Source organism: Pseudomonas sp. IT-P4 (assembly GCF_949767755.1).
Taxonomy (GTDB): Bacteria; Pseudomonadota; Gammaproteobacteria; order Pseudomonadales; family Pseudomonadaceae; genus Aquipseudomonas; species Aquipseudomonas monachiensis.
Genome location: NZ_CATKPX010000022.1, coordinates 13,591 through 26,988 on the forward strand (window position 1 = coordinate 13,591; position 13,398 = coordinate 26,988).

At 61.6% G+C, this 13,398-nt stretch carries 13 protein-coding genes; 8 read left to right on the forward strand and 5 right to left on the reverse strand.

The genetic code is table 11. The features are described 5' to 3' along the window. Positions 1-2 precede the first annotated feature (2 nt). The 4 genes from ACM6IT_RS06020 to ACM6IT_RS06035 are packed head-to-tail and all read left to right on the forward strand — an operon-like array spanning position 3 to position 3,573. On the forward strand, positions 3-929 hold the full coding sequence (locus ACM6IT_RS06020) for a metal ABC transporter substrate-binding protein (RefSeq protein WP_056727048.1): 927 nt from the start codon (positions 3-5) through the stop codon (positions 927-929). Then, positions 926-1,771 (forward strand): metal ABC transporter ATP-binding protein, encoded by an 846-nt coding sequence (locus ACM6IT_RS06025; protein WP_414917695.1) that lies wholly within the window; start codon positions 926-928, stop codon positions 1,769-1,771. Before ACM6IT_RS06020 ends, ACM6IT_RS06025 begins: the two co-directional genes overlap by 4 nt. After that, the gene (locus ACM6IT_RS06030; protein WP_056727050.1) at positions 1,771-2,670 is read left to right on the forward strand and encodes a metal ABC transporter permease; all 900 of its coding nucleotides are present in this window, start codon (positions 1,771-1,773) and stop codon (positions 2,668-2,670) included. The genes ACM6IT_RS06025 and ACM6IT_RS06030 overlap by 1 nt, the downstream gene beginning before the upstream one ends. Continuing rightward, positions 2,671-3,573: a metal ABC transporter substrate-binding protein gene (locus ACM6IT_RS06035; protein WP_414917696.1), complete on the forward strand. Its 903-nt coding sequence runs from the start codon at positions 2,671-2,673 to the stop codon at positions 3,571-3,573. A gap of 191 nt (positions 3,574-3,764) precedes the next feature. On the opposite strand, the gene ACM6IT_RS06040 is transcribed toward ACM6IT_RS06035, so the two are convergent. The 4 genes from ACM6IT_RS06040 to ACM6IT_RS06055 all read right to left on the reverse strand — a co-directional run bounded on the left by ACM6IT_RS06040 (position 3,765) and on the right by ACM6IT_RS06055 (position 7,750). Then, on the reverse strand, positions 3,765-3,992 hold the full coding sequence (locus ACM6IT_RS06040; protein ID WP_056727052.1) for an MbtH family protein: 228 nt from the start codon (positions 3,990-3,992) through the stop codon (positions 3,765-3,767). Between the two features lie 81 nt (positions 3,993-4,073). Beyond that, positions 4,074-5,474 carry an aspartate aminotransferase family protein gene (locus ACM6IT_RS06045; protein WP_409079365.1) on the reverse strand — a complete coding sequence of 467 codons (1,401 nt, stop codon included), beginning with the start codon at positions 5,472-5,474 and terminating at the stop codon, positions 4,074-4,076. A gap of 273 nt (positions 5,475-5,747) precedes the next feature. Further along, positions 5,748-7,073 (reverse strand): ATP-binding protein, encoded by a 1,326-nt coding sequence (locus ACM6IT_RS06050; RefSeq protein ID WP_414915007.1) that lies wholly within the window; start codon positions 7,071-7,073, stop codon positions 5,748-5,750. Further along, positions 7,070-7,750: a response regulator gene (locus ACM6IT_RS06055; protein ID WP_056727055.1), complete on the reverse strand. Its 681-nt coding sequence runs from the start codon at positions 7,748-7,750 to the stop codon at positions 7,070-7,072. Before ACM6IT_RS06055 ends, ACM6IT_RS06050 begins: the two co-directional genes overlap by 4 nt. 197 nt (positions 7,751-7,947) lie before the next feature. On the opposite strand from ACM6IT_RS06055, the gene ACM6IT_RS06060 reads away from it, so the two are divergent. From ACM6IT_RS06060 to dsbG, 4 genes are all read left to right on the forward strand, one after another. Continuing rightward, the gene (locus tag ACM6IT_RS06060) at positions 7,948-8,916 is read left to right on the forward strand and encodes a tetratricopeptide repeat protein (RefSeq protein ID WP_414917697.1); all 969 of its coding nucleotides are present in this window, start codon (positions 7,948-7,950) and stop codon (positions 8,914-8,916) included. Positions 8,917-9,033: 117 nt separating this feature from the next. Further along, positions 9,034-10,776 carry a protein-disulfide reductase DsbD gene (dsbD, locus tag ACM6IT_RS06065; RefSeq protein ID WP_414917698.1) on the forward strand — a complete coding sequence of 581 codons (1,743 nt, stop codon included), beginning with the start codon at positions 9,034-9,036 and terminating at the stop codon, positions 10,774-10,776. Further along, positions 10,776-11,630, forward strand: a complete 855-nt coding sequence (locus ACM6IT_RS06070) for a prolipoprotein diacylglyceryl transferase family protein (protein WP_414917699.1) — start codon at positions 10,776-10,778, stop codon at positions 11,628-11,630. The genes dsbD and ACM6IT_RS06070 overlap by 1 nt, the downstream gene beginning before the upstream one ends. Next, entirely contained in the window at positions 11,606-12,373 is a 768-nt protein-coding gene (gene dsbG, locus ACM6IT_RS06075; RefSeq protein WP_056727059.1) for a thiol:disulfide interchange protein DsbG, read from the forward strand. Before ACM6IT_RS06070 ends, dsbG begins: the two co-directional genes overlap by 25 nt. Before the next feature lie 60 nt (positions 12,374-12,433). On the opposite strand, the gene ACM6IT_RS06080 is transcribed toward dsbG, so the two are convergent. Then, positions 12,434-13,252, reverse strand: coding sequence for an alpha/beta fold hydrolase (locus ACM6IT_RS06080; protein WP_414917700.1), 819 nt, complete (start codon positions 13,250-13,252; stop codon positions 12,434-12,436). Positions 13,253-13,398 lie beyond the last annotated feature (146 nt).

Here is a 13,398-nt window from a genome sequence, read left to right on the forward strand (position 1 = left end):
CCATGCCCAATTCATCTCACCGTTGTTTTTTACGCCTGCTGCTGGTCGGCTTGCTCGCCTGCCTGCTGCCCTCACTGGCCAGCGCTGATGAAGCCAAGCGTCTGCGCATCGGCATCACCCTGCATCCCTACTACAGCTACGTGGCGAACATCGTCGGCGACAAGGCCGAAGTGGTGCCGCTGATTCCGGCCGGTTTCAACCCGCATGCCTACGAGCCCCGCGCCGAAGACATCAAGCGCATCAGCGGGCTGGACGTGATCGTGCTCAACGGCGTAGGTCATGACGATTTCGCCGACCGCATGATCGCCGCCAGCGAAACCCCAAGGGTCCCGGTGATCGAAGCCAACGAAAACGTACCGCTGCTGGCCGCCACCGGCGTGGCCGCTCGCGGTGCCGGCAAAGTGGTGAACCCGCACACCTTCCTGTCGATCAGCGCCTCGATTGCCCAGGTCAACAACATCGCCCGGGAGCTGGGCAAGCTCGATCCGGTCAATGCCAAGACCTATACCGAAAATGCCCGCGCCTACGGCAAGCGCTTGCGCAAGATGCGCGCCGACGCCCTGGCCAAACTGACCCAGGCACCGAGCGCCGAACTGCGGGTGGCCACGGTGCACGCGGCCTACGACTACCTGCTGCGTGAGTTCGGCCTCGAAGTGACAGCTGTGGTCGAGCCGGCCCACGGTATCGAGCCAAGCCCGAGCCAGCTGAAAAAAACCATCGATCAACTGCGTGAGCTGGACGTAAAGGTGATCTTCTCGGAGATGGACTTCCCTTCCACTTACGTCGACACCATCCAGCGTGAATCCGGGGTGAAGCTGTATCCGCTGTCGCACATCTCCTACGGTGAATACAGCGCCGACAAGTACGAAAAGGAAATGACCGGCAACCTCGACACCGTGGTGCGGGCGATTCAGGAGTCCGGCCAATGACATCGAAAGAAACCATTCTGGCCGATGCAGAATCCCCGGTAGGAGCGAGCCTGCTCGCGAAGGCGTCCGGCCATGCAACATCATCACTGAATGACACACCGCAATCGCGAGCAAGCTCGCTCCCACAGGTTCTCGGACCGACCGTGGATTTTGCTGACGTCTGCCTGACCCTTGGCCGCACGACGATCCTCGACCAGGTGACCTTCAAGGTCCGCCCCGGCAGTGTGCACGCACTGGTCGGCCCCAATGGCGGCGGCAAGAGTTCGCTGATCAAGACCCTGCTCGGGCAGATGCCCCACCAGGGCCGCTTGAGCCTGCAATGGCCCGCTGAACCAGGGACCATCGGCTATGTGCCACAGGCGTTGGAGTTCGACCGGGGCTTGCCGATGACCGTCGACGATTTCATGGCCGCCATGTGCCAGCGTCGCCCGGCCTTTCTCGGCTTGAGCACACACTACGCGGCGGCGATTGGCGAGGCGCTGGAGCGGGTCGGCATGCAGGACAAACGCAAGCGCCGCATGGGCGCGCTGTCCGGCGGCGAACGGCAACGGGTGTTGCTGGCCCAGGGGCTGATTCCGCCTCCGCAATTGCTGGTGCTCGACGAACCCATGTCGGCCCTCGATGAGGCCGGCATCCGGGTGTTCGAACGTTTGCTCGGCGACTGGCGAGCGGCGGGCATCACCGTGCTGTGGATCGAGCACGACCTGGAAGCGGTCGGGCGCCTGGCCGATCACGTCACCGGGCTCAATCGCCGGGTGCTGTTCGACGCCACGCCGCAACAGGCGCTGACACCGGAGCGTCTGTTGACCCTGTTCTCGACCCACCCACGGAGCCTTGCCTGATGAGTTACGAAGCTTTTCGCCTGATGGTCCAGGGCTGGGCGTCGTCGGGTTATCTGCCCGAGGCGCTGGCCTATGGGTTCGTGGTCAACGCCTTGATCGCCGGCCTGCTGATTGGCCCGGTGCTGGGAGGCCTGGGCACGTTGGTGGTGGTCAAGCGCTTCGCGTTTTTCTCCGAGGCGGTCGGTCATGCTGCGCTCACTGGCGTGGCCATTGGCATCCTGCTCGGCGAACCCTACACCGGGCCTTACGGCAGCCTGTTCGGCTACTGCCTGCTGTTCGGCATCCTGCTCAATTACCTGCGCAACCGCACCGGCCTGGCGCCGGACACCTTGATCGGTGTGTTTCTGTCGGTGTCGCTCGCCCTGGGCGCGAGCCTGCTGCTGATTCTGGCGGGCAAGATCAACGTGCACATTCTGGAAAACGTACTGTTCGGTTCGGTGCTGACGGTCAACGGCAATGACCTGCTGGTGCTGGCCATCGTCGGTTCGCTGGTCATGGCCCTGGCCTTGCCGTTGTACAACCGCATCATGCTCGCCAGTTTCAATCCGCAGCTGGCGGCGGTACGCGGGGTGGCGGTGAAAACCCTGGATTATCTGTTCGTGATTCTGGTGACGCTGATCACCGTCGCCGCCGTGAAGGTCATCGGCGCGATTCTGGTGGGCGCCCTGCTGGTGATTCCGGCCGCCGCGGCACGCCTGCTCAGCCAATCGCTGAAGGGCTTTTTCTGGTGTTCGGTGCTGATCGCCACGGTCAGCACGCTGTGCGGGATTCTCGCGCCGATCGTCTTCGACCTGCCGATCCCGTCCGGCGCCGCGATCATCCTCGTGGCCGGTATCGCCTTCGCCCTGGCCGCCCTCGCGCGCGGCGTCGTCCCCAGTCTGAAAGGGAACCTTGGATAAATGACTTTTCCACTGCGCCAACTGACCCTCGCCATCGCCCTGTGTGGACTGGCGACAACGGCCAGCGCCGCCGACAACGGCAAACCGCTGCGCGTGCTGGCCTCCTTGCCGATTACCTATGGCCTGGGCGAAGCCTTGCTCAAGGGCACCGATGTCAGCCTCGAACGCGCGGCCCCGGCCAACCTGCCCGGCAGCCGCCAGACCGCCTACTTCACCGGCCGTGGCGCCCCGGCACTGGCCAGGCTGGCGGACGATGCCGATGCGGTGATCGGCCTGCGTTCACTGTGGCCGGATGACCCGCTGTACCCGGTCTCCCGGCGCAGCAATATCCGCATCGTCGAAGTCGACGCCGCCCGCCCGGTGGACGGCGCCCTGCCCGGCATAGCCGTACAGCCCGACAACAAGGTCGACGGGCTGAACAGTCAGCCGTGGTTCTCCAGCAATAACATGGGACGCATGGCCGATGTGATGGCGGCGGACCTGGTACGCCTGGCTCCCGAGGCCAAGCCGAAAATCGACGCCAACCTGGCAGCGCTCAAGCAGCGTTTGCTCAAGCTCAGTGCCGACAGCGAAGCGGGGCTGGCCAATGCGGACAACTTGAGTGTGATGAGCCTCAGCGATCACTTCGGCTACCTGATCGGCAGTCTCAATCTGGAATTGATCGGCCAGGACACACGCGCCGATGCCGAGTGGACACCCGAAGCGCTCACGCAATTGGCCACGACGCTCAAGGACAATGACGTGGCGGTGGTGCTGCATCACCGGCAGCCGTCGGATGCACTCAAAGCGGTGATTGCCGGGTCGGGTAGCCGGTTGGTGGTGTTGAGCACCGATGCCGAGGATCCGGTGGCGGAGCTGGAAGGGAATGTGGATCTGGTCATCAAGGGCCTTAGTGGCGTGTAACCTCGGTTGGACCGCGTTATCGTTCTTCGCGAGCAAGTCGAATCGTCGCACCGCCGCTCCCACAGGGCAGCGCATTCCAAATGTGGGAGCGGGCTTGCTCGCGAAGGCGGTCTTACAGACAACACAAATTCCAGACCTGAAAAAGCCCGCTGACTGTCACCAGTCCAGCGGGCTTCTTTTTGCATGACGGTTCAGTGCGCCACAGCCGCCTGCTCGTCCATTTTCTGCCGCAGGCTCAACGGACGCATGTCGGTCCAGGTCTCTTCAATGTAAGCCAGGCATTCCTTTTTCAGCCCGCCTTTGCCTACTGTGCGCCAGCCTTGTGGCACGGCTTTGTAGTCGGGCCAGATCGAGTATTGCTCTTCGTGGTTGACCACGACCTGAAAGAGGATGTCCTCACGGTCGAATACTGACGTCATGCTGTCTCTCCATCGTTTTCGGGCGGGCTGCGCCGTGTGCGCAGCCGTTATGTAGAAAGAACGTTCCGCCGGGCGGGAAATTTAGGGATTGGCAGTGGCGGCGACCAGGGCCCGGCCGAAGATTTCGGCCACGCGATCGATCTGCGCAGCAGTAATCACCAGCGGCGGCAGGAAGCGCACCACCGCGCCATGGCGGCCACCGAGTTCCAGGATCAAGCCACGCTTGAGGCATTCGCGCTGCACCAGGGGTGCCAGGCGGGCGAAGGCCGGCGGATGGCCTTGGGCATCCAGCGCGCCCGTCGGGTCGACCAGTTCGACGCCGAGCATCAAGCCACGCCCGCGAATGTCACCCAGTTGCGGGAAGTCCCGCTGCAGGATGCGCAGGTGCTCGGCCAGGCGCTCGCCCATCGCGGCGGCATGCTCGCAGACCTTGTGATCGACCAGATAACGCATCACCGCGGAGCCGGCGGCCATGGCCATCTGGTTACCACGGAACGTCCCGGCATGGGCGCCCGGAAGCCAGGTGTCGAGCCAGTCGCGATAGACCACCACCGCCAGCGGCAGGCTGCCGCCGATGGCCTTGGACAGCACCACGACATCGGGAATGATCCCGGCGTGCTCGAAGGCGAACATCTTGCCGGTGCGGGCGAAGCCACTCTGGATTTCATCGACGATCAGCGCGACACCCGCCTGTTCGGTGATCCGCCGCAGACCGCGCAGCCAGTCCAGATCCGCCGGGATCACCCCGCCCTCGCCCTGCACCACTTCCACGATCACTGCCGCCGGCAATTGCACGCCAGCCTCGGGATCGTTGAGCAGGTTTTCCAGGTAACTCAGGTTGGCCTTGACCCCTTGCACGCCGCCAAGCCCGAACGGGCAGCGGTAATCGTAAGGGTACGGCATGAACTGCACGCCACTGCCGAGCAAGGCGCCCAGAGGCTTTTTCGGCCCCAGGCTGCCCATCAGACTCAACGCGCCCTGACTCATGCCGTGGTAACCACCCTGGAACGACAGCACGGTGCTGCGCCCAGTGGCGGTACGCACCAGTTTCAGTGCCGCTTCCACGGCGTCGGTACCGGTCGGGCCGCAGAACTGGATCTTCGCTTCAGCGGCCAGGGCTGGTGGCAGCAAGCCGAACAAGTCCTGGACGAACCGGTCCTTGACCGGCGTGGTCAGGTCGAGGGTATGCAGCGGCAGTTCATCGCTCAGCACTTGCTGGATGGCTTCGATCACCACCGGGTGGTTGTGCCCCAGGGCCAGGGTTCCGGCTCCGGCCAGGCAATCGATGAAGGTTCGGCCTTCGACATCCTCGACGTAGATGCCCTTGGCGCGCTTGAGTGCCAAGGGGATGCGTCGTGGATAGCTGCGGGCGTTGGATTCCTGCCGGCTCTGACGGGCCAGCAGCGGCGATTCGTTGAATTGATAAAGCGTCTCGGCGGACGTCGCCGGCTGCTCTTCGATAAGGCTGGTAGCGACTGACATCTCTCGACCCCTCAATACGCTGTGGATAGTGACCAAAACTGCACACCGGGCAGGTGCGCGCTCCGGTCATGGGGCGCACTTGTCAGGTTTTCCTGTTCTGGAAACGCATCAGCGAGGCGGGGATTTAGACTTTCAATCCGCTTTCTTGGCGTTCACCACAATACCCTGTGGGAGCGGGCTTGCTCGCGAAGAGGCCATCACATTCAACATTTATGTCGACTGTTACGCCGCCTTCGCGAGCAAGCCCGCTCCCACAGGGTTCAGCGGTGTTTTTCAGACCGGTTGCAGCGGCATCGTCAGCTCAACCCGCAAGCCGTCCGGCCGGCTATCGAAATGCAGGGTGCAACCGCAACGCTGAACGATGGCCTGGACAATCGCCAGTCCCAGACCACAACCGGTGCTCTGGCCGTTGCGCCAGAAGCGCTGGGTCAGGTGTTGCAGGTCTTCTTCGGCAATCCCCGCCCCATGATCGCGCACCACGAACTGCACACGATTGCCGGTGGTCTCCAGGCTCAACTCCACTGTTTTGTCGGCGGGGGTATGGCGCAGTGCGTTGTCGAGCAAGTTGCGCAGCGCGGCAATCGACAACACGGCGGGCATTTGTACCGGCGCGGCGGATACCTTGCCCGGTGCCTGAAACCTGATGCGCCGGCGATCGCCGCTCGCCGCGTCCTGGATCGCCAGCTTCGCCACTTGCTCGGCGTTGCATTGCACACCGTCGTCAAACGACAGACTGCCTTCGACGCGCGCCAGCAACAGCAATTGTTCGAGGGTCCGGTGCATGCGGTCGGCACCCTCTTCGGCCCGGGCCAGGGACTGGTCCCGGGCGCTGCCGTCAGTCATCCGCGCCACTTGCAGGTGGGTCTTGATCGCGGTCAGCGGGCTGCGCAGTTCGTGGGCCGCGTCACCGGTCAGGCGACGTTCGCGCTCGATGGTCTTGCCGATGCGCTGGAGCAATTGGTTCTGGGTTTCCAGCAAGGGTTGCAGCTCGCTGGGCAGTGGCTGGATCTGCAACGGTTCGAGGGAGTCGGCGCTGCGGCGCATCAAGGCGTCGCGCATGCGGTTGAGGGGCGCCAGCCCCTGGCCGATGCCCAGCCAGAGCAAACACAGGCAACCGAGCAGCGCCACGCCCACCGGAACCGAAGCGGCCAGCAGAATCGACATGTTCAACGCCTCGCGCTCGATCTGCCGGTCGGCGGTAGTGATGCGCAGATCGCCACGGGCCAGGGTAAAACTGCGCCACGGCGCGCCGTCGATCATCTGATCGTGAAAACCAAGTTTCTCGGCCTCCAGGGTCTGCTGCGGATCGGTGTGACTGCGGGCGAGGATCTCACCGCGCAACGAGCTGACCTGGCACGCCATGCCGCCCGGAATGTTCAGTTGTTCGGCGCTGAAATGAGTGCCCTCGCCCTTGCTCGGCACGGGCGGCAGTTGCTCCATCAGTCCGGCGACCATGCGCGCCGACGCCACCAGCCGCTGGTCGAGGGAAAACATCATTTGATTGCGCAAATCGCTGAGCATCCAGGCCGCGGCCAGGGCCCAGATCAAGGCAAAGGCGGCGCCGAGCGTCAGGCTCAGGCGCAAACGCAGGCTCATCACTTCGATTCTTCTCCGCCATCAGCCGGCCCCAGGCGATAGCCCAGGCCGCGCACGGTCTCGACAATGCCGTTGCCGAGCTTGCGCCGCAGGTGATGGATATGGACGTTGAGGGCGTTGCTCTCCAGCTCGTCGTTGAAACCGTAGACGCTGTCCTTGAGTTGCTCGGTGGATAACACGCGGCCACGGTTATGCAGCAAGGCCTGCAACAAAGATTGTTCACGACGCGACAGGTCCACCGGCTGCCCTGCGAGCGTGGTTTCGCGGCTGCTCGGGTCGTAGGTCAGGGCACCATGCTCGATCAGGTTGACGCTGCGCCCCGCCACCCGCCGCAACAGCGTGTGCAAGCGCGCAGCGAGCTCGCGCAAGTCGAACGGCTTGAGCAGATAATCGTCGGCGCCGGCTTGCAGGCCATCGACGCGGTCAGTGACCGAGTCCCGGGCGGTGAGGATCAGCACCGGGATTTCCAGGCCATGGTGACGCAACTGCTGCAGCAACTTGAGGCCATCTTCATCGGGCAGGCCGAGATCGAGCACCATGACATCAAACTCCGCGACCTTGAGCATCGCCCGTGCGGCGGACGCCGTGGCGACGTGTTCCACGGTCAGGCCCTGGGCGGTCAGGCCGGCGACGATACCGCTGGCGATCAATTCATCGTCTTCGCAAACCAGTATGTGCATGGAAAACCCTGTCGAAAGACATTGATTAAAAAGACACCGGGTTAAGCCAGGATTATGCCTTGACCGGCTGCTGACAGTCATTTCTCAAGACTGATGGTTTGTCGGGCATCCTATAAATATGTACCGCACCTGCACCCTCCTGCCTGAATAACCTGTGTGACGTACCACCCAAACTTCCATCAACACAGGTATTGACCATGTATATACACGCGGACGCATTGACGTCTTTGTTCAATTTGCTCAACACGCTTGGCTCACTGATCACCCAACTGAACGATGAGCAAAAAGCCGCCAGGAAAAAAGGTCTGCAACTTTACAACCTGGGGGAATATCGGGAATCGGAGGCCTATCTCATGATTGCCGCCACCGCAGGGGACCGCGATTCGCAGTATGCACTCGCACAGGTCATCACACTCCGGGAAAGAAGTCTCAAAGAGGAGGATAAAACCCATGCAGAGAGAGAATGGTACGTAAAGGCCGGCGCCCAGGGCGACGTCCGTGCCTTACTGCGATTAGCTGATGAAACCTCGCTTGCCAAAGCGAAAGAGCTTGCAGAGGAGCGCGCCGATCACGGCGACAGCGAAGCCATGCTGCAACTTTATGAACTAACCAAAGATATCGAATGGATGAAAAAATCTGCAGAAGCAGGATTTCTCGAAGCGCAATACAGTCTTGCTGTGCATTATGACAACGATCATTCCCTCATTCCGAACACGGATGAACGCGAAACGGCTATCGATGGCTGGCTCAAACGTGCAGCCGATGCCGGGTTCCCGAAAGCGATACATTGGTACAGCAATCGTCCGCACATCAGCCATGATCTTCCCGTCAGAAAGGAATGGCTGCTTAAATGGACGGAAACAAACGACGTTTGGTCTCTGCGCTATTACGCGTATGCGCTTGGCGGTGCATACCACGATAAAAATGGCATCGATGTCGAGTACGGCCTCGAAGAGAATCTAGTCAACGCCTACGGCCTCATGTGGCTGATTATGGAAAGCCACAAAGAGTTCAAGGGATACCAAAACATCTCAGATGTTTTTTCACAGATTGCCGAAACGTTGTCCGAAACAGATAAAGCAGCCGGCAAAGCATTTGCACAGGAGTGGAAACGCACGCATCCGCCAATGTCGGAATACCGATTGACCTATAGCGACCCTCGTTAATCCCGTGACGACGATTCGCGCTGTGAACCCGGTTTTCAGCGCGAATCAGTTCGTTAACATCCGGTTAATCGGCGGCCATCATCGTGCTCGGCAATAGCAGTTTTTAAGGCTTTTTCGATGCGCGGTATTTTTGTTTTTTTCCTCTGGCTATTTACCTGCCTGGTTCAAGCGGCGCCCGGAACCAATCCGTTCGACACCAAACCTGAATTTCTCCCGGTTGATAAAGCCTTCACGTATACCTCTGAACGTCTGGAATCCGGTGAAACCCAGCTCTATTGGCAGATCACCGACGGCTATTACCTGTACCAAAAACGCTTGAAGTTCGACGGATTGCCTGTCGAACAGCACCCCCCGCTGCCGGAAGGTGAAGCGCACAGCGACGAGTTTTTCGGTGAACAGCAAGTCTACCGCCAAGGCCTGGAGCTGAAGATTCCCGCTGGCGCCAGCGGTCAGGTCACGGTCAGTTACCAGGGCTGCGCCGATGCCGGCTTGTGTTATCCGCCACAGACCAGGGTCGTGGACCTGGGCAACACCAATGCGCTGAATGCAGCCACTGAAGCACCGGACCAGGCGCTAGCCAGCAGCTTGCAACAACGGGCGCTGGGCTGGAGCCTTTTGCTGTTCTTCGGCCTGGGCCTGTTGCTGGCCTTCACGCCTTGTTCATTACCGATGCTGCCGATTCTGGCTGGATTGATCGTTGGCAGCGGCGCCACACCCAGACGTGGATTCGCCCTGGCCAGCAGTTACGTAATCAGCATGGCGCTAGTGTATGCGGCGCTGGGTGTACTGGCCGCCTCTCTCGGGGCGAACCTGCAAGCCTGGTTGCAGAACCCTTGGCTGCTGGGCAGTTTCGCGGCGATATTCGTACTGCTGGCGCTGCCGATGTTCGGCTTCTTCGAACTGCAACTGCCGGTGGCCGTGCGTGATCGCCTGGAAAACGTCTCGCGCAATCAACGCGGCGGCAACCTGATCGGCGCCGGGGTGCTGGGGGCGCTGTCCGGTCTGCTGGTGGGACCGTGCATGACCGCCCCACTGGCCGGCGCCCTGCTCTACATCGCGCAAAGCGGTAACGCGCTGCATGGCGGGTTGATTCTGTTCGCCATGGGCATCGGCATCGGTGTACCGCTGTTGCTGCTGGTGACCGTCGGCAATCGCTTCATGCCCAAGCCCGGCGCCTGGATGAACCTGGTCAAAGGCATTTTCGGCTTCCTGTTCCTCGCCACTGCATTGCTGATGCTGCGCCCGGTGCTGGACGAATCCCTGTGGGTCGGATTGTGCGGTGCGCTGCTGTTGATCGCGGCCTACAGCGCCTGGAAACAGTCCGAAGGTTTTGGTCGTATCGCGCACCTGTTTGGCGCCAGTTCGTTGCTGCTCGGTTTATGGGGTGGCCTATTGGTGATCGGTGCGGCCGCTGGCAGTGATGATCCGTTCAAGCCATTGCTGGTCTACCGCGCCTCGAACCAGGCTGTGGCCACCGTGCCGGTTGGCCACGATGCCTTCACCACCGTCAAGGATCCGCAGGCACTGCAACGGGAACTCGACGCCGCACACGCTCAGGGCCAGTGGGTGCTGCTGGACTACTACGCCGACTGGTGCGTGTCGTGCAAAGTCATGGAAAAGCAGGTCTTCGGCAAACCTCATGTCCTCGAAGCCTTGAGCGATGTGCGCTTGCTCCGACTGGACGTCACCGCCGACAATGCCGCCAGCCGCGAACTGCTCGGCCGCTACAAAGTGCCAGGGCCGCCGAGCCTGCTGTGGATTGGCGCGGACGGCGAAGAACGGCGCAGCCAGCGCATCACCGGCGAGGTCGATGCCGACACTTTCCTGCAACGCTGGACCATCACCCGAGACGCCCGTTAATGCTGACCTTCACCCTCGGCACCTTTGCCATTGCGCTTAATCACCTGCTGCTGATCAGTGCGCTGGCGCTGGCCACCTTTGTCGGCTGGCGGGTTGCCAAGCGCGGTGGTGAAAACCCCGAGTCGGTGCTGTTCAGCCTGTTTCTGCTGGGCATGCTGGCGGCCCGAATCAGTTTCGTGGCGGCCTATTGGGTGCACTATCGCAATGATCCGTGGCAGGTCATCGACCTGCGCGATGGCGGTTTTCTCGCCTGGCCGGGGGTGGTCGTGGTGCTGCTCGCCACGCTGTATCGCGGCTGGCGTCGCCCGGGTCTGCGCCGTCCATTGGGCTTTGGCGTGGCCTGCGGCCTGGCGTTCTGGCTGTTGGCGACGTTCTCCCTGTCAATTTATGAACAAGGCACACGCCTGCCGGAAATCACCTTGCGCAACGCCGCCGGCGAAACCGTGCAACTGGCCGACTACAAGGGCGGCCCGTTGGTGATCAATCTCTGGGCCACCTGGTGCCCGCCGTGCCGCCGGGAAATGCCGGTGCTGGAAAACGCCCAGCAACAACGGCCGGACCTGACGTTCCTGTTCGTCAATCAGGCGGAAAGCATGCAAAGCGTCGCGACCTTTCTGGAAACCCAGGGCCTGAGCCTGTCCAACGTGCTGTTCGACGGCAGCGGACGCCTGAGCCAGGCCGTCGGTTCCATGGCGCTACCGACTACGCTGTTCTACAACCCCGAGGGTCGCCTGCTGGGCAGCCATCTGGGCGAGTTGTCGGAAGCCAGCCTGGCCCGCGCGCTGGAAAACTTCGACACCGTACCCGTCACCTCTTCAAGGAAACTGCCATGTCCCGCCTCCGCCACCTGCTGACCCTGAGCCTCGGTGCTGCCCTGTTGCACCTGCCATCGGTGCAGGCCGAAGAGTTGCCCGATGCGATCAAGAAAATCGAGGCCAAGGGCGCGAAAATCGTCGGCCAGTTCGACGCCCCCGACGGCTTGCGCGGTTATGCCGCGCAATACCAGAACCGCGGCATGGCGCTGTACCTGACCCCGGATGGCAAACACGTGTTGCTGGGCAACCTGTATGACGCCGAGGGCAATGACCTGAGCAGCGCGCCATTGCAGAAACTGGTGTATGCCCCGATGGCCAAGGAAGTCTGGGCCAAGTTCGAAACCAGCAACTGGATCGGCGACGGCAAGAAGGATGCACCGCGCGTGGTGTACCTGTTCAGTGACCCGAACTGCCCATACTGCAACATGTTCTGGGAACAGGCCCGGCCGTGGGTCAAGGCTGGCAAGGTGCAGTTGCGCCACATCATGGTGGGCATCATCCGTGAAGACAGCCCGGGGAAATCCGCCGCACTGCTCGCAGCCAAGGACCCGGAAAAAGCCCTGCAGGACCACGAAGCCTCCGGCAAGGACAGTTCGCTCAAGGCCTTGAAGGAAGTGCCGCCGGCGATTCAGGCAAAGTTCGCGGCCAACATGCAATTGATGGAAGAACTGGAGTTGCAGGCGACTCCGGCGATTTTCTATATGGACGACAAGGGCAATCTGCAACAGCAGCAAGGCGCGCCGTCGCCGGACAAACTGGCGAAGATTCTCGGACCGAAGTAAGCAAGATCAAAAGATCGTCCGAACGCGGCCCGAGCCTTCGGACGATCTTTTTTGCAAACCCTACGCCGGATTGCGCTCAGCCAAAAACTCCAGCAGCGCTTGGGTGACAAAGTCCGGATTCTCCAGATTGGAAATATGCCCCGCCTCCGGCACCAGCACCCAAGGACAGCCAATCAGCTCGGCCATTTCACGGGCTTCACCCGGTGGCCGAGGTTTGTCCTGATCACCGCACATCACCAGTGTGTTCGCTGCATCCAGTTCGCCCAGACGCGATAACTGATCATCGCGCCCAAACGTAATCCGCCCCATCGGCACGATGCTTTCACGCAGGCGATCCGCAGGTAGAGCCGCGAGGGAAGCATGAAAATCCCGGTAGAGCGCCGACTGCTGATCAATGCCTGTCCGGAAGAAAATCGGCACCACGATATCCAGCAACGCTGGCGTGATAACACCCGCCTCCTCGATCTGCTTCAACAGTGAAAAGTAATACTGGCGAGTCGGCTCCGGTTCGGCGCCGACGTAGGTGTCCATCAACACCAGGCCATTGAGCCGGTGCGCTGCCGATAAGGCCAGGCGCACGCCCCACATGCCGCCAACCGACAGGCCGACCAGCGTGACCCGTTCGATATCCAGATGATCGAGCAGGACCAGGGCCTGACGCGCCAGGTCATCCAGGGACGTCGTACCGACAGGCAACGGCCCGGATTGGCCGTGCCCCCACAGGTCCAGGGCGATCACACGATACTGCTGCGAGAGCGCAGCAATCTGCGGCGCCCACATGGCCTGGTCCCACAGGTAACTACCGGCCAGCAGAACCGCCGGGCCGGTGCCTTGATCGATGTAGTGAAGGGCCTGTCCGTCTATCGTTACGAAGGGCATCGACTGTTTCCGCGGAAAAATTGAACCGGAAGACTGAGCGGCTGACGGATAGCAGTCAATCGCGAGAATGTATACGTTTGTATAACCGCCACCGTGAGCAGGCTCTCGGAGCCATTGGTCGGAAATACCGTTTTTTTTCGTCAGCA

Bases quoted from the DNA above. Each gene is read 5' to 3' on its own strand.
- ACM6IT_RS06030 (WP_056727050.1), top strand. From the start codon at position 1,771: ATGAGTTACGAAGCTTTTCGCCTGATGGTCCAGGGCTGGGCGTCGTCG.
- ACM6IT_RS06045 (WP_409079365.1), bottom strand. From the start codon at position 5,474: ATGTCAGTCGCTACCAGCCTTATCGAAGAGCAGCCGGCGACGTCCGCC.
- ACM6IT_RS06035 (WP_414917696.1), top strand. From the start codon at position 2,671: ATGACTTTTCCACTGCGCCAACTGACCCTCGCCATCGCCCTGTGTGGA.
- ACM6IT_RS06055 (WP_056727055.1), bottom strand. From the start codon at position 7,750: ATGCACATACTGGTTTGCGAAGACGATGAATTGATCGCCAGCGGTATC.
- ACM6IT_RS06080 (WP_414917700.1), bottom strand. From the start codon at position 13,252: ATGCCCTTCGTAACGATAGACGGACAGGCCCTTCACTACATCGATCAA.
- ACM6IT_RS06025 (WP_414917695.1), top strand. From the start codon at position 926: ATGACATCGAAAGAAACCATTCTGGCCGATGCAGAATCCCCGGTAGGA.
- dsbD (WP_414917698.1), top strand. From the start codon at position 9,034: ATGCGCGGTATTTTTGTTTTTTTCCTCTGGCTATTTACCTGCCTGGTT.
- ACM6IT_RS06070 (WP_414917699.1), top strand. From the start codon at position 10,776: ATGCTGACCTTCACCCTCGGCACCTTTGCCATTGCGCTTAATCACCTG.
- dsbG (WP_056727059.1), top strand. From the start codon at position 11,606: ATGTCCCGCCTCCGCCACCTGCTGACCCTGAGCCTCGGTGCTGCCCTG.
- ACM6IT_RS06060 (WP_414917697.1), top strand. From the start codon at position 7,948: ATGTATATACACGCGGACGCATTGACGTCTTTGTTCAATTTGCTCAAC.
- ACM6IT_RS06040 (WP_056727052.1), bottom strand. From the start codon at position 3,992: ATGACGTCAGTATTCGACCGTGAGGACATCCTCTTTCAGGTCGTGGTC.
- ACM6IT_RS06020 (WP_056727048.1), top strand. From the start codon at position 3: ATGCCCAATTCATCTCACCGTTGTTTTTTACGCCTGCTGCTGGTCGGC.